17 protein-coding genes are annotated in these 17,715 nt (G+C 58.9%); 3 read left to right on the top strand and 14 right to left on the bottom strand.

The annotated features are described in order from the left end of the window. Window positions 1-67: 67 nt before the first annotated feature. The 3 genes from clpB to rluD form a co-directional block, all read right to left on the bottom strand. On the bottom strand, window positions 68-2,632 hold the full coding sequence (gene clpB / locus ACEN2T_RS07345; RefSeq protein ID WP_032886186.1) for an ATP-dependent chaperone ClpB: 2,565 nt from the start codon (window positions 2,630-2,632) through the stop codon (window positions 68-70). A 131-nt stretch (window positions 2,633-2,763) separates the two neighbouring features. After that, window positions 2,764-3,489, bottom strand: coding sequence for a peptidoglycan editing factor PgeF (gene pgeF / locus ACEN2T_RS07340; protein WP_442116515.1), 726 nt, complete (start codon window positions 3,487-3,489; stop codon window positions 2,764-2,766). Then, entirely contained in the window at window positions 3,486-4,448 is a 963-nt protein-coding gene (gene rluD / locus ACEN2T_RS07335) for a 23S rRNA pseudouridine(1911/1915/1917) synthase RluD (RefSeq protein WP_032886184.1), read from the bottom strand. Before rluD ends, pgeF begins: the two co-directional genes overlap by 4 nt. 149 nt (window positions 4,449-4,597) lie before the next feature. Here rluD and ACEN2T_RS07330 point away from each other — a divergent pair, with 149 nt between their 5' ends. After that, a complete protein-coding gene (locus ACEN2T_RS07330; protein WP_032886183.1) occupies window positions 4,598-5,623 on the top strand; it encodes an outer membrane protein assembly factor BamD in 1,026 nt (341 codons plus the stop codon). Window positions 5,624-5,747: 124 nt separating this feature from the next. Continuing rightward, window positions 5,748-5,981 carry a PP0621 family protein gene (locus ACEN2T_RS07325; protein WP_032886182.1) on the top strand — a complete coding sequence of 78 codons (234 nt, stop codon included), beginning with the start codon at window positions 5,748-5,750 and terminating at the stop codon, window positions 5,979-5,981. Here ACEN2T_RS07325 and thiO read toward each other — a convergent pair. From thiO to pilV, 5 genes are all read right to left on the bottom strand, one after another. Then, window positions 5,968-7,077, bottom strand: coding sequence for a glycine oxidase ThiO (thiO, locus tag ACEN2T_RS07320; protein WP_122680440.1), 1,110 nt, complete (start codon window positions 7,075-7,077; stop codon window positions 5,968-5,970). The genes ACEN2T_RS07325 and thiO overlap by 14 nt on opposite strands. A 63-nt stretch (window positions 7,078-7,140) precedes the next feature. Further along, window positions 7,141-7,542, bottom strand: a complete 402-nt coding sequence (locus tag ACEN2T_RS07315) for a type IV pilin protein (protein ID WP_099601962.1) — start codon at window positions 7,540-7,542, stop codon at window positions 7,141-7,143. Window positions 7,543-7,553: 11 nt separating this feature from the next. Then, a complete protein-coding gene (locus ACEN2T_RS07310; RefSeq protein WP_442116514.1) occupies window positions 7,554-8,084 on the bottom strand; it encodes a pilus assembly PilX family protein in 531 nt (176 codons plus the stop codon). Window positions 8,085-8,091: 7 nt separating this feature from the next. Beyond that, on the bottom strand, window positions 8,092-8,799 hold the full coding sequence (locus tag ACEN2T_RS07305) for a prepilin-type N-terminal cleavage/methylation domain-containing protein (RefSeq protein ID WP_442116513.1): 708 nt from the start codon (window positions 8,797-8,799) through the stop codon (window positions 8,092-8,094). Further along, window positions 8,796-9,278, bottom strand: coding sequence for a type IV pilus modification protein PilV (gene pilV, locus ACEN2T_RS07300; protein ID WP_442116512.1), 483 nt, complete (start codon window positions 9,276-9,278; stop codon window positions 8,796-8,798). The genes ACEN2T_RS07305 and pilV overlap by 4 nt, the downstream gene beginning before the upstream one ends. A gap of 202 nt (window positions 9,279-9,480) precedes the next feature. Here pilV and ACEN2T_RS07295 point away from each other — a divergent pair, with 202 nt between their 5' ends. Next, on the top strand, window positions 9,481-9,999 hold the full coding sequence (locus ACEN2T_RS07295) for a GspH/FimT family pseudopilin (protein WP_050442823.1): 519 nt from the start codon (window positions 9,481-9,483) through the stop codon (window positions 9,997-9,999). A 16-nt stretch (window positions 10,000-10,015) separates the two neighbouring features. On the opposite strand, the gene ispH is transcribed toward ACEN2T_RS07295, so the two are convergent. The 6 genes from ispH to murJ all read right to left on the bottom strand — a co-directional run bounded on the left by ispH (window position 10,016) and on the right by murJ (window position 17,543). After that, a complete protein-coding gene (gene ispH / locus ACEN2T_RS07290; RefSeq protein ID WP_442116511.1) occupies window positions 10,016-10,963 on the bottom strand; it encodes a 4-hydroxy-3-methylbut-2-enyl diphosphate reductase in 948 nt (315 codons plus the stop codon). Window positions 10,964-11,152: 189 nt separating this feature from the next. Continuing rightward, window positions 11,153-11,590: an FKBP-type peptidyl-prolyl cis-trans isomerase gene (gene fkpB, locus ACEN2T_RS07285; protein WP_174562729.1), complete on the bottom strand. Its 438-nt coding sequence runs from the start codon at window positions 11,588-11,590 to the stop codon at window positions 11,153-11,155. Between the two features lie 7 nt (window positions 11,591-11,597). Further along, complete coding sequence (gene lspA / locus ACEN2T_RS07280; protein WP_095183789.1) at window positions 11,598-12,107, bottom strand: signal peptidase II; 510 nt, start codon at window positions 12,105-12,107, stop codon at window positions 11,598-11,600. Beyond that, window positions 12,100-14,931, bottom strand: a complete 2,832-nt coding sequence (gene ileS / locus ACEN2T_RS07275; RefSeq protein WP_181642867.1) for an isoleucine--tRNA ligase — start codon at window positions 14,929-14,931, stop codon at window positions 12,100-12,102. The genes lspA and ileS overlap by 8 nt, the downstream gene beginning before the upstream one ends. 14 nt (window positions 14,932-14,945) lie before the next feature. After that, window positions 14,946-15,884: a bifunctional riboflavin kinase/FAD synthetase gene (gene ribF, locus ACEN2T_RS07270; protein ID WP_032886174.1), complete on the bottom strand. Its 939-nt coding sequence runs from the start codon at window positions 15,882-15,884 to the stop codon at window positions 14,946-14,948. A gap of 120 nt (window positions 15,885-16,004) precedes the next feature. Beyond that, window positions 16,005-17,543: a murein biosynthesis integral membrane protein MurJ gene (gene murJ / locus ACEN2T_RS07265; protein WP_122755568.1), complete on the bottom strand. Its 1,539-nt coding sequence runs from the start codon at window positions 17,541-17,543 to the stop codon at window positions 16,005-16,007. Window positions 17,544-17,715 lie beyond the last annotated feature (172 nt).

Raw genomic sequence — 17,715 nt, 5'->3', positions numbered from 1 at the left:
TCAACGCCCTAACGAAAAAAAAGGTCCCGCGATGCGGGACCTTCTCTCATAACGCTGCAATCCAGGCTTAATGGAAGACGATTTCGTCGTTCTCCACAGTCGCCTCTACGCTGGTGCCTGGCATAAAGCTGCCTGACAGGATCAACTGCGCCAGCGGGTTTTCGATCCAGCGCTGGATCGCACGTTTCAAAGGCCGTGCACCATACACCGGGTCGTAACCGACTGCGATCAGCTTGTCTAACGCCTCGCGGCTCAGCTCCAGCGACAGCTCGCGCTCTGCCAGACGACCGCGCAAGCGGCCCAACTGGATCTCGGTGATGCCCGCGATCTGATCACGCGCCAATGGCTCGAAGATCACCACTTCGTCGACCCGGTTGATGAATTCCGGGCGGAAGTGTGTGGTCAGCGCATCCATTACCGCAGCGCGCTGGGCCTCACGATCACCTACCAACTCCTGGATCTGGGAGGAGCCCAGGTTGGAGGTCATCACGATCACCGTGTTGCGGAAGTCAACGGTACGCCCGTGACTGTCCGTCAACCGACCATCTTCCAGCACTTGCAGCAGGATGTTGAATACATCCGGATGCGCCTTCTCGACCTCATCCAGCAGGATCACCGAGTAAGGCTTACGCCGCACGGCTTCGGTCAGGTAACCGCCCTCCTCGTAGCCCACATAGCCTGGTGGAGCACCGATCAGGCGAGCCACCGAGTGTTTTTCCATGAACTCGGACATATCGATCCGCACCATGGCCTCTTCAGTATCAAAGAGAAACTCAGCCAGCGCCTTGCATAGCTCGGTCTTACCCACGCCGGTCGGGCCGAGAAACATGAACGAGCCGCTCGGGCGGTTCGGGTCGGACAAGCCGGCCCGCGAACGCCGTACCGCGTTGGACACCGCTACGACCGCCTCTTCCTGGCCGATCACGCGCTGGTGCAATAGGTGCTCCATCTTCAGCAGCTTGTCGCGCTCGCCTTCGAGCATTTTCGACACAGGAATGCCGGTCCACTTCGAGACGACTTCGGCGATTTCTTCCTCGGTCACCTTGCTGCGCAGCAACTGATTCTCGCTCTTGCCGTGCTGGTCGACCATTTGCAAGCTGCGCTCCAGGTCCGGGATGACACCGTACTGCAATTCGGCCATGCGGTTCAGGTCGCCCTTACGGCGTGCAGCCTCCAGTTCCTGACGGGACTGTTCGATCTTTTGCTGGATCTGCGCAGAGCCCTGCACTTCGGCTTTTTCCGAGGTCCAGATCTCTTCCAAGTCCGAATACTCGCGCTCAAGCCGCAAAATTTCTTCCTGGAGTTTTTCCAGGCGTTTCTTCGCAGCGTCGTCTTCTTCTTTCTTTAAAGCCTGGGATTCGACTTTCAGTTGAATCAGGCGCCGATCCAGGCGGTCGAGCACTTCCGGCTTGGAGTCGATTTCCATACGAATGCGGCTGGCCGCTTCGTCGATCAAATCGATGGCCTTGTCCGGCAACTGACGATCGGTGATATAGCGATGGCTCAATTTGGCCGCAGCAATGATCGCACCGTCAGTGATCGCCACCTTGTGGTGGACCTCATAGCGTTCTTTCAAACCGCGCAGGATGGCGATGGTGTCCTCTTCGCTCGGTTCTTCCACCAGCACTTTCTGGAAGCGACGCTCAAGGGCTGCATCCTTCTCTATATATTGACGGTACTCGTTGAGCGTCGTTGCACCTACGCAGTGCAACTCGCCGCGCGCCAAAGCTGGCTTGAGCATGTTGCCAGCATCCATCGAGCCCTCGCCTTTACCGGCGCCGACCATGGTGTGCAGTTCGTCGATAAACAGAATGATCTGCCCTTCCTGCTTCGACAGTTCATTAAGCAGAGATTTCAGGCGCTCTTCAAACTCGCCGCGGAACTTAGCACCGGCGATCAACGACCCCATGTCCAAGGACAGCAGGCGTTTGCCTTTAAGGCCGTCCGGCACTTCACCATTGATGATGCGCTGGGCCAAACCCTCGGCAATCGCGGTTTTACCCACACCAGGCTCACCGATCAGCACAGGGTTATTCTTGGTGCGACGCTGCAGGACTTGGATGGTGCGACGAATCTCGTCGTCGCGGCCGATGACAGGATCAAGCTTGCCTTCTTCGGCGCGCTTGGTCAGATCGACGGTGTACTTGTCCAGGGCCTGGCGCGACTCCTCGTGGTTAGGATCATTCACCGCGTCGCCACCACGCAGGTTGTTGATGGCATTTTCCAGGGCTTTCTTGCTCACGCCCTGGCCCAGCAACAACTTGCCGAGCTTGCTGTTCTCGTCCATGGCGGCGAGCAGCACCAGTTCGCTGGAGATGAACTGGTCGCCCTTTTGCTGGGCCAGGCGGTCGGCCTGGTTAAGCAGGCGCGCCAGATCCTGCGACATGTTCACGTCGCCGGTTGGATTTTGGATTTTTGGCAGCTGGTCGAGCTCTTTGCTCAACTCCTTACGCAGGCTGCTGACATCAAAGCCCACCTGCATCAGCAAGGGCTTGATAGAACCACCTTGCTGTTCCAGAAGAGCCTGCATCAAGTGTGCAGGCTCAATGGCCGGGTGGTCGAGACCCACCGCCAACGACTGGGAGTCCGATAACGCCAACTGTAATTTGCTGGTTAAACGATCAATACGCATTAGTCACCTTCCTTTTGAGCAGGCCGGAGCTATAAAACATTCCTGAATGAAGAAACCTGCCAGATACCCTTATAGATGGGGTGGATTCTGGAAGATTCAAGCTACGGACAGTTGACGTAAGTCAGGAGAGTCTAGCGTTCTAGCCAGATAAGGGAGGCAAATCGACCGGTGCGCGGACTGCGCCGGTAAGAAAAGAAGCGCGGATCGGTCACGGTGCACAAACCACCACCGTAAACAGCCGAGACACCCCGTGCGGCAAGGCGCAGGCGAGCCAGTTGATAGATGTCGGCCATGAACTTGCCGGGATTACGGCTCGGCACAAAGGCTTGGGCAGTGGTCGGCATTTGCTGCATGAAGGCTTCACGCACCTCAGGACCGACTTCAAAGGATTGAGGACCGATTGCCGGGCCCAACCAGACCAGTACGTCGGCAGGAGCGGCATCCAGACTTTCGAAAGCCGCTTCCAACACGCCAGCCGCCAACCCGCGCCAACCGGCATGGGCCGTTGCGACACGAGTCCCTGCGCGGTTGCAGAATAACGCGGGCAGGCAATCGGCAGTCATCGAGGTACAAGCGATGCCTGGGTTGCTGGTCCAACAGCCATCGGCTTCAGCCGTGCGGCCAGGATCAGCCTCAACCACGGTCACCCCGTGAACTTGGCGCAGCCAGGCCGGCTGAATATCAAAAGCGTCGCTAAGACGACGGCGATTTTCAAGAACGGCCTCCAGGCTGTCCTCTACATGATCGCCCAAGTTGAGGCTGTCGAACGGCGCCAGGCTGACGCCGCCCGCACGGGTGGTAACGCAGGCCTTTACCCGAGCCGGCGCGGGCCAGTCAGGTATCAGCCAGTCACTCATCCAACAAACGCCTCACGGTCCTGCTTGAGCAGTGACAGCAACCAGACAAAATCGTCCGGCAGTGGCGATTCCCAGCTCATGCGCTTACCACTCGTCGGATGATCCAGTTCCAGGAAGCGTGCATGCAGTGCCTGGCGCGGGAACGTCTTGAGCGATTCAACCATTGTCTGACTGGCCGCAGGCGGAATGCGGAAGCGACCACCGTAGGCAGGATCGCCGACCAGCGGGAAGTTGATATGGGCCATGTGCACGCGAATCTGGTGAGTACGACCGGTTTCCAGCTTGACCCGAACGTGGGTGTGGGAACGGAAACGCTCCAATACACGGTAGTGGCTTACGGCCTGCTTGCCGCCCTCCATTACCGCCATGCGCTGGCGCTGCTGGCCGTGGCGACCGATAGGGGCGTTGATCTTGCCACCCGCAACGACCACGCCAATCACGATGCACTCATAGATCCGGCTGACGCTACGGCTCTGCAACTGCGTAACCAGTTGCGTCTGCGCCTGAATGGTCTTGGCAACCACCATCAGGCCGGTAGTGTCCTTGTCCAGACGGTGCACGATACCGCAACGCGGCACGTTGATGATGTCCGGGATATGGTGCAACAGGGCATTGAGCAAGGTGCCATCAGCGTGCCCGGCCGCCGGGTGAACCACCAGGCCTGCGGGTTTGTTGATGACCAGGATGTCGTCGTCTTCATAGACGATATCCAGCTCAATGTCTTGGGCGACCCATTCTCCCTGGGCTTCCTGCTCGGCAGTCAGCTCAAGAATCGCACCGCCATGAACTATGTCTCGCGGGCGGATAACCGCTCCATCCACAGTCAGGCGGCCGTCTTTGATCCAGGCGGAAAGGCGCGAGCGCGAGTGCTCAGCGAATAATTGTGCGGCGACTTGATCGAGGCGTTGGCCGCCCAATTCGGACGGCACCTCTGCGCGAAGTTCAATTTTATCGGACATGCTCAGACTAGGCGTGGCACAGCCTTTGGTTTCGGCTGCGCGCTTGTGGTTAAATACGGCGTCTTTTGCCCCGAGGCTTTCAACGGGGCGCTCATCATAACAGGACGGCCCCGCCCAAGACAGCGGCCGTCATAGGGACGCAAGCCGCCATGCAAGTGAAACACCTGCTGCTGATCGCCATCCTCGCCATGACTGCTGCTTGCTCGTCAACAAAGGAAGTCGTCGACGAAAACCTGAGCGAAGTCGAGCTGTACCAACTGGCACAGAAAGACTTGGACAATAATAGCTACACCAGCGCCACAGCGAAGCTGAAGGCACTGGAGTCGCGTTATCCGTTCGGGCGCTATGCCGACCAGGCTCAGCTTGAGCTGATCTATGCCAACTACAAGAACGCCGAACCGGAAGCCGCCAAGTCCGCCGCCGAGCGTTTCATCCGTTTGCACCCGCAACACCCGAACGTGGACTACGCCTACTACCTCAAGGGCCTGACCTCGTTCGACCAGGATGTTGGCCTGCTGGCGCGCTTCCTGCCGCTGGACATGACCAAGCGTGACCCAGGTGCTGCCCGCGACTCCTACAATGAGTTCGCCCAGCTGACCAGCCGCTACCCGAACAGCCGCTACGCCCCGGACGCCAAGCAGCGCATGATCTACCTGCGCAACCTGCTGGCGTCTTACGAGATCCACGTAGCTCACTACTACCTGACCCGTCAAGCGTATGTCGCTGCTGCCAACCGTGGCCGCTACGTAGTAGAAAACTTCCAGGAGACCCCTTCCGTGGGTGACGGCCTGGCAGTGATGACCGAGGCCTACCAACGTCTGCACTTGGACGAACTGGCCAACACCAGCCTGGAAACCCTGAAGCTCAACTACCCGGATCACCCGAGCCTGAAAGACGGCCAGTTCGTGCCTCAGGTTGCAGAAGCGGACAACCGTTCGTGGCTGAGCAAATACACCCTGGGCCTGATCGAGTCGCGCCCACCGTTGCCGCCGGGCGAAACCCGCGCCAATCAGGACGTGATCAAGCAGTACCAGGACGCCAAGGAAGCCATTCCTTCGGAGCTCAAGCCGCACGACGAGAACGGCGACGTGATCGAAGAAGAAGAGCCAGAGGCCCTGGGCAACAATCAGGACCGCTCCTGGTTCAGCTACATGACCTTCGGTGTGTTCGACTGATCTGTCGACGCAACGCAAAAAGGAGCCCCTCGGGGCTCCTTTTTTATTGGGCAGTATTATTGCGCTGTGCGCTTGCCACGTCCTTGGCTAAACTGGCGCATTCCTTATCGAGAAACCGCCCATCATGCTTCGTCTTCTGTTCTGGATTGCCGTTATTGCTGCAGCGGTATGGTTCTGGCGCAAATTCAAAAGCCCGGCCACCAAGCAGCGACGCACAAGCGAGCCAAGCGCTGCGTTGATGGTGCGCTGCGCCCACTGCGGCGTGCACCTGCCACAGGATCGCGCTCTAAGCTCGCGCCAGGAGTGGTATTGCACCCAGGCGCATCTGGAGCAGGGACCGAAGTCTATCCAGCGCTGACCCGACCTTCAGGCGCGTAAGGTGCGGGGTCGATAATCGGCGTATGCCCCAGCAGCAAGTCTGCAAACAACTGACAGGACGCCGGCGCCAGAACCAGGCCGTTGCGGTAGTGCCCGCAGTTGAGCCACAGCCCTTTGAAGCCGGGCACCTGGCCAATATAGGGAATGCCTTCCGGTGAACCGGGGCGCAAACCGGCCCAATGCCCAACCACCTCGGCATCCGCCAGAGCGGGAATCAGTTCCACAGCCGAGGCCTTGAGACTTTCCAGCGCAGTTTCGGTGGGTGTCTTGTCGAAGCCCTCATGTTCCAGGGTACTTCCGATGAGAATGTGTCCGTCGCGCCGGGGGATGGCGTAACGCCCCTTGGCCAGGACCATGCTCGACAGGAAGTCCGAGGCGCACTTGTACAAAATCATCTGCCCCTTGACCGGCTCCACCGGAAGCGCCAAGCCCAGCGTGCCAAGCAACTCACCGCTCCACGCTCCTGCCGCCAACACTACATGCGCCCCCACAATCGGCCCCTCTGCCGTATTTACGCCCACCACATTGTCGCCTTCCAGAACAAATCCGGTGACTTCGCACTGTTCGTGAACGATTACGCCAGGCATCGCCAATAACGCGGCTTTAAGGGATTTAACCAAGCGAGGGTTTCGCACATTGGCCACATTCGCCATATAGATTGCTTGGCAATACCCGCCGCCCAGCACCGGCACCGCATCATGGGCGGCCGAAACATCCACTTTGGTCAGGGGCCGACCTTCACGGATCGCCCATGCCAGCGCTTCAGCCTCGTCGTCCAAGTCCAACCAGTACAAGCCGGTAACATGAACCTCCGGATCCACGCCGGTGGCGGCAAACAGGCGCTCACCCAGTTGTGGATAAAAATCCTGGGACCAATGGGCCAAAGCAGTGACCGCCGGGCTGTAGCGCCACGGATACAGCGGCGAAACAATGCCACCGCCCGCCCATGAAGACTCCTGCCCAACGCCGGCGCGCTCCAACAGGACGACCGCCTGCCCCTGGCTCGCCAGGTTGTACGCCGTCAGCAGGCCAATGACTCCGCCTCCGACAATCACCACTTGCTGTTGCTTAGCCATCATTTGATCCAGCCGATAAAATAGGAACAGGCGCGCCCGGCGCCCAATCATCCAGCCACCTCATCATTGCCCCCAGCATGTCTGGCGCGACATTTCAGGAGCAGCACCCGGATTGGCCCGTAGACCGGTGCTGCTGAGGCTGAAGCCACCGCAAGGGTCACCAGCCATCAACGAATCGGCGCCCGGCGTAGCGACCAGGTAGAAATCCTGAGGGTTCAACGCAGCGGTGATTCTATAGCGATCATTGCCCGTGCTGACGCCGCTTGCGTCAATAAAAGTGCCGTTCCTCGTATAAAAGCGCTCCAGTAGCTGAGCTTGCTCAGTCAGCAGCGCGACAATTTCCGCGCGATAGACTTTTTTCACATGGCCGGTGTACCCGGGGTAAGCTATCCCGGCCAGAAACGCGATAATCGCCACAGCGATCAGTAACTCGATCAGGGTAAATCCCTGGCTGTCCATGCCCATTCCATTGCTCCTTATTGAAGTTGTCGCCAAGACACTCGCCTAAAACGCGAGCCACTGGCTTCGTCCACTCGCGCGTACACGGTCTCCAATACCGTGCGTGACTGACCACTCATCCCAATCGCCGTCACCCGGTACAACGTTGCTGGGGTTTGCGGTGGCAAATTCGCCAGTCCTACGCTCGGACCAAGGGATTGAATACCGTAGAGCCCCCCTTTGATGGCAACCCAGTTAACTGATGAAACAGGACTGGTACCGGCCGCGACCACCGACAACGCCTCATCCGGAGGCCCACAGGCAACAATCGAATGGCACTGCGGCAAATCCGCACCCTTTCGCCTCACAACTTCCTCCCCCAGCCTTAAGCCACTTTCTGCTGCTTGAAACGATTGGTTGCGATGCCACAGGCTGCCGGCAATTTTTTGCTGGGTGACTGCCCCCTGCATGGACGACAACCCGATCAACGCCAACAACAGCAGAAACACCAGGCTTATCAGCAGGACTATCCCTCTTTGTCGCAAAGAAATTCCTCCAGCACTCTTCATGGCTGCCCTACCCCACACGGTTTCGCAGAGCCACCACCACGCTGTAGGTTTGATCTCTCACCTTCCCAGTGGGGTCCTGCAGCGTCATGCGGATGCGCACGCTGCGGATCAATGCCTCATCGGATGGCATGGCGTCGTAGCCCACAACTCGCGGTGATGACGCCCTGGCAGCCACGCCGAAACTGATATCGAAATCCCGTACGTTATCCACCAGCACCGCCTTGGCCGGCGCTGCGAGCGTGCTGACCTTTAACTGGCTGGTCTCGAAGGTGTAAGTCAGCTGTCGAATCGCAAAACGAATCTGTCCAGGATCAGGGGCAGGTGGATTCCCTGCATAGGCTTGAGCGTTAGTCGTGCAGTCGGACAGCACCGTCCAGTCTGGCCTGCCAACCCCTCGGCCGACATCAGTGGTGACCAGCGTTAGCGACTTTGAGCTACCCCCGGCAGTCCAGCGCATGGGCTGTTCAAAGGCTGGCGGCGCGTTATCAATAACTTCCGTGGCCAAACAGCCAAACATCCCAGCCTGACGAATGTCCTGAATCATCTTGCCCAGCGCAAACCGCGCGTCATCCTGCAACAACATGGAAGCCTGCTGGCTGGCGTAGGTAACTCGGGAGCTGATCACCACTTGGCTCCCTCCAATCACCAGTACCAAACCGACGGCCAGTGCCAGCAACAATTCCACCAGGCTGAAACCGCTAACCAGAGGCCTCATTGCATTACCCCAGGTTCATTGTCGATGCGACTGGTCAGGGACAAGGTTTCCCGCGCGCCAGGCGTGTTCTCACTTCGGCTGCCATCCCAACTGATACTGACAGTCACTTCATTTGTGCTGACCGCCACTGAACCTTTGGCACCCTCCCCGGCAAAGGCGCGAATATTGGATTCGAAATCATGGAGGTCCAAATCACGCACGCTGACGTTCCCAGTACTGGGGGCCTGCACTCCGTGGCGCAATGAGTAGTCCGCGCCGGAATTGGCGCGGACTCGGTCGAGCATATCGTAGGCAATAAAACTGGCCTGACTGGTCATCCTCGAACTTTCGGTGTACTTGAGGGCATTTAGTTGAAGCACCACTGCGCCTAACAGGCCCACGGTGAGAATCAGCATCGCCACCAGTACCTCGATCAACGTCATGCCGGTCTGGCATCGCGCAAAAGCGTGGGGAAAACAGGTGTTAAGGCAGGAAAACATTACCGTCGTCATCCGTGTCGAAGGCCGAAGAAAGCAGGAAATCCCGCTGTGCGATCCAAGACTAGCGTCGGTTTTTCGCCCGTGCTGCCCACGGCACAAAGGGAAATACTTTGGACCTATAGGCCATCATTCGCCTCCCAGAAACGGACGCTATACCTATGCCTAGACCTGTTTCCTAAACACGCCCACGGAGAGAAAGCCGATGGAACAGCGAGGTTTTACCCTGATCGAACTGCTGCTCGGACTCCTTGTGAGCGGCACTCTGCTGCATCTGGCAGCACCTAATTTCATGGGCCTGCTGGAGTCACAGCTGCGACAAAGCGCGGCACAATCACTTACCAGCGGGCTTCGCTTCGCACGCACTGAAGCCATCGCGCGTAACCGTGCGGTGGTCATCCACGCACTGGACGAGGACTGGAGCAAGGGTTGGCGGGTGATATTGGATGTGAGCGGACACGGGCATCAGGACGACGACAACCCCGTGCTCTTGGAGCGCCAAGACAGCGGGCGCGTGCCGATAGTCGGGAATGGGCCGGTCAAAAGCCAGGTGCGCTTCAGCAGTTCAGGCGAGCCGGTGTTTTCAGGGGGAGGTTTTCGTGCTGGCACTGTGCACGTATGCGCCAGGGACTCGGCGCAAAGCCTGCACCAGTTGGTGCTGGCGCCTAGTGGGCGTATCAGCCTGCGTAGCGATAAAGCCGAACAGGCGTTGTGCCGAAGTTAATCCGGCACCCTGACGTTCAAAGCAATGAGCGAACGCGCAGCTCCTTGGGCATGGAGAAAGTGATGTTCTCTTCACGTCCTACCAGCTCATCAGCGCCGGTAGCGCCCCAGGCGTGCAGTTGCTGGATAACACCGCGCACCAGCACTTCAGGGGCAGAAGCACCCGCAGTGATGCCAATACGCTCGACGCCATCGAACCAACTGCGTTGCATGTCTTCGGCACCGTCGATCAGGTACGCCGGTGTCGCCATCCGCTCAGCCAGCTCACGCAGGCGGTTGGAATTGGAGCTGTTAGGACTGCCAACCACCAGAACCACATCGCACTCGTCAGCCAATTGTTTGACCGCGTCCTGGCGGTTTTGGGTGGCGTAGCAGATGTCATCCTTGCGCGGGCCGCCAATGGCCGGGAAGCGGCTGCGTAGCGCGTCGATCACACGGCTGGTGTCGTCCATGGATAAGGTTGTCTGAGTCACGAAGGCCAAACGATCAGGGTTGTGTACCTGAAGGCTGGCGACGTCATTCTCGTCCTCCACCAAGTAGATGGCGCCGCCGTTGCTGGCGTCGTATTGGCCCATGGTGCCTTCGACTTCCGGGTGACCGGCATGACCGATCAGAATGCATTCCCGACCATCACGGCTGTAGCGCGCGACTTCGATGTGCACCTTAGTAACCAGCGGGCAAGTCGCGTCGAACACTTTCAGGCCCCGGCCCGCCGCTTCGGTACGCACGGCCTGGGAAACACCATGAGCACTGAAGATGACGATCACGTCGTCCGGCACCTGCTCCAGTTCTTCGACAAAGATGGCGCCACGTGCGCGCAGGTCTTCGACCACAAACTTGTTGTGGACGACTTCATGACGCACGTAGATCGGCGGACCGAAAACTTCCAGGGCACGATTGACGATTTCGATCGCACGGTCCACGCCGGCGCAGAAGCCACGGGGGTTGGCGAGTTTGATTTGCATGCTGTGCCTCGTGTCTTGCAGCTACTATGGGTCAGTATTGAAGCTACTCAACTGACAATGAAGATCAAAGGTGTGAGGGGGCTTGCCCCCGATAGTGATGGGTCAGTAAAAAACTTTGACTGATACCCCGCTATCGGGGGCAAGCCCCCTCACACAAGTCCGATCCACACATTTAGTGTGTTTCGTCAGTTAGAGCGCTTTAACGTCGATGATTTCAACGTCAAACGTCAAGGTTTTACCGGCCAGCGGGTGGTTGAAGTCGATGGTCACTTGCGCGTCATCGAACGCTTTCACCACGCCAGGCAGCTCAGTATTCGCGGCGTCGTTAAAGATCACCAGCAGGCCTTCCGACAGGTCCATGTCCTGGAACTGCGAACGCGGGATGATCTGCACGTTTTGCGGGTTAGGCTGACCAAAAGCGTTTTCCGGCAGGATCTGCAGGGTGCGCTTGTCGCCAGCCTTGAAACCGAATAGAGCCGCTTCGAAACCCGGCAGCAGATTGCCGTCGCCGACCTTGAAGGTCGCCGGGGCCTTGTCGAACGTGCTGTCGACCGTGTCGCCATTCTCCAGGCGCAATGCGAAATGCAAAGTGACTTCCGTGTTCTGGCCGATGCGTTGCTCAGCCAATACCTGATCAGTCATTGACGGTCTCTCCGGTTTTCTTACTTTTGAACATATCCAGCGCCAGCATGATTGCACCAACGGTGATGGCGCTGTCGGCAAAGTTGAACGCAGGGAAATAATGACGGTTCTGCCAATGCACCAGGATAAAGTCGATCACATGGCCCAGGGCAATGCGGTCGTACAGGTTACCCAGCGCGCCGCCCAGAACCAAGGCCAAGGCGACGGCCAGCCAGGTGTCATCGCGGCCCAGGCGCTTGAGCCAGACCACGAGCACCGCACTGACCACCACTGCGATCAGCGCGAACAACCAGCGCTGCCAGCCGCCACCGTCAGCCAGGAAGCTGAAAGCGGCGCCGGTGTTGTAGGCGAGGGTCCAGCTGAAGTAATCCGGGATCACCACGATTTGCTGGAACATTTCCAGGGAGCCTTCGAAATGAGCCTTGCTGACCTGGTCGATGACCAAGACCAGCAAACTCAGTACGAGCCAGCCCAGACGTCCGAAACGACTGGTATTAGGCATAATGGCGAACCTCGCCTTCACCCGAGATGTTGTCGACGCAACGACCACAGATTTCTGGATGCTCAGGGTTCACGCCGACGTCTTCACGGCAATGCCAGCAACGAGCGCACTTGGCAAAGGCCGACTTGACCACTTTGAGCTTGAGGCCCGGCACTTCGGTGGCCACGGCGTCCGCTGGGGCCTGGGCGAATGGCGCCAAGCTTGCAGTCGAGGTGATCAGTACAAACCGCAGTTCGTTGCTCAGCTTGGTCAAGTCGGCGGTCAGGCCTTCCTCGGCAAACAGGGTGACTTCGGCCTGCAGGTTGCCGCCGACGGCCTTGGCCGCACGCTGCACTTCCAGCTCCTTGTTCACTGCAACTTTGACGGCCATCACGCCTTCCCAGTACTCGCGACCCAGTTCGAAATCGGCCGGCAGTTCGGTCAGGCCTTCGTACCAGGTGTTGAGCATCACGGACTCGTTACGCTCACCCGGCAGGTATTCCCACAGCTCGTCGGCGGTGAAGGCCAGGATCGGTGCGATCCAGCGCACCAGCGCTTCGGAGATGTGATACAGCGCGGTCTGCGCCGAGCGGCGTGCCTTGCTGTTGGCGCCGGTGGTGTACTGGCGGTCCTTGATGATGTCGAGGTAGAAACCACCCAACTCCTGCACGCAGAAGTTGTGGATCTTCGAATACACGTTCCAGAAGCGGTATTCGCCGTAGTGCTCCTGCAACTCGCGCTGCAACAACAGGGTACGGTCCACGGCCCAACGGTCCAGGGCGAGCATGTCCTCGGCCGGCAGGATATCGGTGGCCGGGTTGAAGCCGGTCAGGTTCGACAGCAGGAAGCGCGCGGTATTACGGATACGACGGTAGGCATCGGCGCTGCGGGCCAGGATCTGGTCCGATACGGCGATCTCGCCCGAGTAGTCAGTAGACGCAACCCACAGACGCATGATGTCGGCGCCCAGGGTGTCGTTGATCTTTTTCGGTTCGATCACGTTTTTCAGCGACTTGGACATCTTGCGGCCCGTCTCGTCGACGGTGAAACCGTGTGTCAGCAGCTCGCGATACGGGGCGTGATCGTCGATCGCGCAACCGGTCAGCAATGACGAGTGGAACCAGCCACGGTGTTGGTCCGAGCCTTCCAGGTACAGGTCGGCACGCGGACCGGTCTCGTGGCCCATCGGGTGCGAACCGCGTAGCACGTGCCAGTGGGTGGTGCCCGAGTCGAACCATACGTCGAGGGTGTCGCTGATTTTGTCGTACTGCGGCGCTTCTTCGCCCAGCAGTTCGGCGGCGTCCAGCTTGAACCAGGCTTCGATGCCTTCCTGTTCAACACGCTGGGCCACCACTTCCATCAGTTCGACGGTACGCGGATGCAACTCACCGCTTTCCTTGTTCAAGAAGAACGGGATCGGCACACCCCAGTTGCGTTGACGGGAGATGCACCAGTCCGGACGGTTGGCGATCATCGAATGCAGGCGCGCCTGGCCCCACGCCGGGACGAACGTGGTGTCTTCGATGGCCTTGAGCGAGCGCACACGCAAGGTGTCGCCGCTGGTCGGCTCTTTGTCCATGCCGATAAACCATTGCGCGGTGGCGCGGTAGATCAGCGGGGTCTTATGACGCCAGCAGTGCATGTAGCTGTGCTTGATGGTGTCGGTTTGCATCAGCGCACCGACTTCACGCAGCTTATCGATGATCGGCTGATCGGCCTTGAAGATGAACTGGCCGCCGAAGAACTCCAGCGAAGGCACGTAAACACCGTTGCTTTGCACCGGGTTGATGATCTCATCGTTGACCATGCCGTACTTCTTGCAGATCACGAAGTCGTCCACGCCATACGCGGGCGAGCAGTGAACCACACCGGTACCCGAACCCAATTCGACGTAGTCAGCCAGGTACACCGGCGACAGACGGTCATAGAACGGGTGACGGAAGTTGATCAGCTCCAGCGCGGAACCGGTGGTGGTGGCGATCACCGAACCTTGCAGTTCGTAGCGAGCCAGGCACGCTTCGACCATTTCCTCGGCGAGTACCAGCAGGCGATCACCGACGTCCACCAGGGCATAGGTGAATTCCGGGTGCACGTTCAGCGCCTGGTTGGCGGGAATGGTCCACGGGGTGGTGGTCCAGATCACGATGGCAGCCGGTTTGCTCAGGCTAGCCAGGCCAAACGCCTGGGCCAGCTTGGCGTCGTCAGCAATCGGGAAGGCTACGTCGATGGTCGAGGACTTCTTGTCTTCGTATTCGACTTCCGCTTCAGCCAGGGCCGAGCCGCAATCGAAGCACCAGTTCACGGGTTTGAGGCCCTTGAACACGAAACCGCCCTTGACGATTTCGGCCAAGGCACGGATTTCACCGGCCTCGTTCTTGAAGTTCATGGTTTTGTACGGGTTGTCCCACTCGCCCAGCACACCCAGGCGAATGAACTCGGATTTCTGCCCTTCGATCTGCTCGGCGGCGTAGGCACGGCACAGTTCGCGGGTTTTATCGGCACCCAGGTTCTTACCGTAGGTCACTTCGACCTTGTGTTCGATGGGCAGACCGTGGCAGTCCCAACCCGGCACATACGGCGCGTCGAAGCCCGACAGGGTTTTCGAGCGCAGGATCATGTCCTTGAGAATTTTGTTCAGCGCATGACCGATATGAATCGTGCCGTTGGCGTAAGGAGGGCCATCGTGCAGGACGAATTTCGGACGATCCTTGCCAATCTCGCGCAACTTTCCGTACAGGCCAATACTGTCCCAGCGCTGCAGGATCTGCGGTTCGCGCTGTGGCAGGCCGGCCTTCATTGGGAAGGCGGTGTCCGGAAGGTTTAGCGTGGCTTTATAGTCGGTCATTTAAGGCTCTTCGGTTAGCGATGGGCGCTAGGTGCGGCTAGTGCACGGGCGGCGGCGACATCCGCATTGATCGCCGTTTTCAACGCCTCAAGGGAGGCGAAACGCTGCTCTTCACGCAGCTTCTGGTGGAAAACCACCGTCAAACGCCGGTCGTATAAATCACCGGCAAAATCCAAAAGGTGAACCTCCAGGTGGGCCTTGCCATCACCTGCAACCGTGGGCCTGACGCCTATGTTGGCGACTCCCGGCCACGACTGGCCGTCAATATCGACGCTAACCAGGTAAACCCCTGTCAGCGGCACACGACGGCGCTTGAGTTGCACGTTGGCGGTTGGCGTGCCCAATTGGCGCGCCAGCTTCTGGCCGTGCAGCACCCGCCCGGCAATGCGGAACGGGCGACCGAGCAAACGCTCAGCCAAGGCGAAGTCGGCAGCCGCCAGCGCATTACGCACTTGGGTACTGCTCACGCGCAGGCCATCTAATTCGACGGTTTGCGCGGCTTCGACGGTAAAGCCCTGGATGACGCCGGCGTGCTGCAGGAATTCAAAATCCCCAACCCGGTCGCAACCAAAACGGAAGTCGTCGCCGACCTCCAGATGTTGTACGCCCAGGCCATCCACGAGGATGCGGTCAACGAACTCGGCAGCGCTGAGGCTTTGCAAGCGCTGATTGAAAGCCAGGCAGAGGACGCGGTCCACACCTTCTTCAGCTAGCAGTTGCAGCTTGTCCCGCAAGCGAGCCAAGCGGGCTGGCGCCGTTTCCGGAGTGAAATATTCCCGCGGCTGTGGCTCAAAAATCACCACGCAGCTGGGCACGCCCAACTCGACCGCACGCTCGCGCAGCCGGGCCAGGATAGCCTGGTGACCACGGTGAACACCGTCAAAGTTGCCAATAGTGGCGACGCAGCCCCGATGCTGGGGGCGCAGGTTGTGGAGACCTCGAACCAGCTGCATAACGCGCTTCTTGCTCATAAAGTGGTCGATTATAACCACACCCAGCCCCGGACGACAGGCAACAGCGCAGGGCAAGGTGGATGGAATCGATAAAACACCTGTTTTATCGCAGCAAACTCTCTAGCTCAGCGACTTGCGATTGAAATCGCGCAGGCGGAAACCCTGCAGCAGCAACATCCCGAAGTACACCACCACACCGGCGACCACCAGCGCACCCAGGCGCATGAAGCGATCTAACATGTGGCCTTGGTCCCACGCTGGCATAAAGTGCATCAGCCCAAGCAGAACCGCCGACATCATTGCCACCGCCACCAGCAACTTCAGTGCAAACATGCCCCAGCCCGGCTGCGGCTGGAACATCTGCTGTTTGCGCAGCTGATAAAACAGCAGTCCAGCGTTGATGCAGGCGCCCGCACTGATGGCCAGGGCCAGGCCGGCGTGAGCCAACGGGCCGATAAACACAAGGTTGAGCAGTTGCGTGACGATCAGCGTGAAAATCGCGATTTTGACCGGGGTGCGGATGTTCTGCTGGGCGTAGAAGCCAGGCGCCAGCACTTTGATCACGATGATGCCGAGCAGGCCAACGGAGTAAGCAACCAGCGCGTGCTGCGTCATCAAGGCGTCATGGGCGTCGAACTGCCCGTATTGGAACAGTGAGACCGTTAGCGGCTCGGCCAGGATCCCCAGCGCAAGGGCGCACGGCAACACCAGGACGAAACACAGGCGCAGGCCCCAATCGAGGATGCGCGAGTACTCCTGACGGTCCTTGCTTGCGTAGGTACGCGCCAGGGTCGGTAGCAGAATTGTACCCAAGGCCACGCCGAGCACGCCGGAAGGCAACTCCATCAGACGATCGGCGTAATACATCCACGACACCGAGCCCGATACCAGCAGCGAGGCAAAGGCCGTGTTGATAATCAGGGAAATCTGACTGACCGACACGCCGAGAATCGCCGGCAGCATATTGCGCATCACGCGCCAGACGCCGGTGTCTTTCAGATTCAGACGAGGCAGCACGAGCATGCCGATCTTTTTCAGGTGCGGCAGTTGGTAGAGCAATTGCGCCAGACCACCGGCCAGCACCGCCCAACCCAAGGCCATGACCGGCGGATCGAAGTACGGCGTGAGAAACAGCGCGAAAATAATCATGCTGACGTTTAGCAACGTTGGCACGAACGCCGGCACCGAAAACCGGTTCCAGGTATTGAGGATCGCCCCGGCCAGGGATGACAGGGAAATCAGCAATATATAAGGAAAGGTCACTCTCAGCAGATCAGTGGTCAGCGCGAACTTTTCCGGCGTATTGGCAAAACCGGGGGCCGTCGCCCAGATCACCCAGGGAGCGGCGAGCATTCCGATGAGGGTCACCAGCATTAAAACCAGGGTCAGCAGGCCCGAAACGTAGGCAATAAAGGTACGAGTAGCTTCCTCGCCCTGCTGAGTCTTGTATTCAGCCAGAATCGGCACGAACGCTTGGGAAAATGCGCCTTCAGCGAAGATCCTGCGCAGCAGATTGGGCAACTTAAAGGCAATAAAGAAGGCATCCGTGGCCATGCTGGCGCCAAAAATGCGCGCCAGCAGGGTGTCACGCACGAACCCCAAAACCCTGGAGATCATTGTGATAGAGCTGACGGCAGCCAACGATTTGAGCAGATTCATTGAAAGAGTTTGCGCCTATAGATAAAGAGCAGGCGAACAAAGCGCCCACTTATGCGATACTGCGCGCCTGCAACAGCACAGAGCCAAAGCTCGCGAGTTTACAGGTCAAGCGCCGGAAATAAATCACCCGCCTCTTCAGATCGACCACTCAGCAGTTCGCATCAGCCGCCCT

The organism is Pseudomonas sp. W22_MBD1_FP4 (assembly GCF_052113765.1).
GTDB classification, from domain to species: Bacteria; Pseudomonadota; Gammaproteobacteria; order Pseudomonadales; family Pseudomonadaceae; genus Aquipseudomonas; species Aquipseudomonas sivasensis.
The sequence above is the reverse complement of the archived record's forward strand: the minus strand, read 5'-3'. Positions and strand labels throughout refer to the sequence as shown.

Excerpts from the sequence above, each read along its gene's own strand:
- ACEN2T_RS07295 (WP_050442823.1), top strand. The coding sequence starts at position 9,481 with ATGGAACAGCGAGGTTTTACCCTGATCGAACTGCTGCTCGGACTCCTT.
- ACEN2T_RS07315 (WP_099601962.1), bottom strand. The coding sequence starts at position 7,542 with ATGGGCATGGACAGCCAGGGATTTACCCTGATCGAGTTACTGATCGCT.
- ACEN2T_RS07310 (WP_442116514.1), bottom strand. The coding sequence starts at position 8,084 with ATGAAGAGTGCTGGAGGAATTTCTTTGCGACAAAGAGGGATAGTCCTG.
- clpB (WP_032886186.1), bottom strand. The coding sequence starts at position 2,632 with ATGCGTATTGATCGTTTAACCAGCAAATTACAGTTGGCGTTATCGGAC.
- ispH (WP_442116511.1), bottom strand. The coding sequence starts at position 10,963 with ATGCAAATCAAACTCGCCAACCCCCGTGGCTTCTGCGCCGGCGTGGAC.
- ACEN2T_RS07330 (WP_032886183.1), top strand. The coding sequence starts at position 4,598 with ATGCAAGTGAAACACCTGCTGCTGATCGCCATCCTCGCCATGACTGCT.
- ACEN2T_RS07325 (WP_032886182.1), top strand. The coding sequence starts at position 5,748 with ATGCTTCGTCTTCTGTTCTGGATTGCCGTTATTGCTGCAGCGGTATGG.
- rluD (WP_032886184.1), bottom strand. The coding sequence starts at position 4,448 with ATGTCCGATAAAATTGAACTTCGCGCAGAGGTGCCGTCCGAATTGGGC.
- murJ (WP_122755568.1), bottom strand. The coding sequence starts at position 17,543 with ATGAATCTGCTCAAATCGTTGGCTGCCGTCAGCTCTATCACAATGATC.
- thiO (WP_122680440.1), bottom strand. The coding sequence starts at position 7,077 with ATGGCTAAGCAACAGCAAGTGGTGATTGTCGGAGGCGGAGTCATTGGC.
- ileS (WP_181642867.1), bottom strand. The coding sequence starts at position 14,931 with ATGACCGACTATAAAGCCACGCTAAACCTTCCGGACACCGCCTTCCCA.
- pgeF (WP_442116515.1), bottom strand. The coding sequence starts at position 3,489 with ATGAGTGACTGGCTGATACCTGACTGGCCCGCGCCGGCTCGGGTAAAG.
- pilV (WP_442116512.1), bottom strand. The coding sequence starts at position 9,278 with ATGTTTTCCTGCCTTAACACCTGTTTTCCCCACGCTTTTGCGCGATGC.
- ACEN2T_RS07305 (WP_442116513.1), bottom strand. The coding sequence starts at position 8,799 with ATGAGGCCTCTGGTTAGCGGTTTCAGCCTGGTGGAATTGTTGCTGGCA.
- ribF (WP_032886174.1), bottom strand. The coding sequence starts at position 15,884 with ATGCAGCTGGTTCGAGGTCTCCACAACCTGCGCCCCCAGCATCGGGGC.
- lspA (WP_095183789.1), bottom strand. The coding sequence starts at position 12,107 with ATGCCTAATACCAGTCGTTTCGGACGTCTGGGCTGGCTCGTACTGAGT.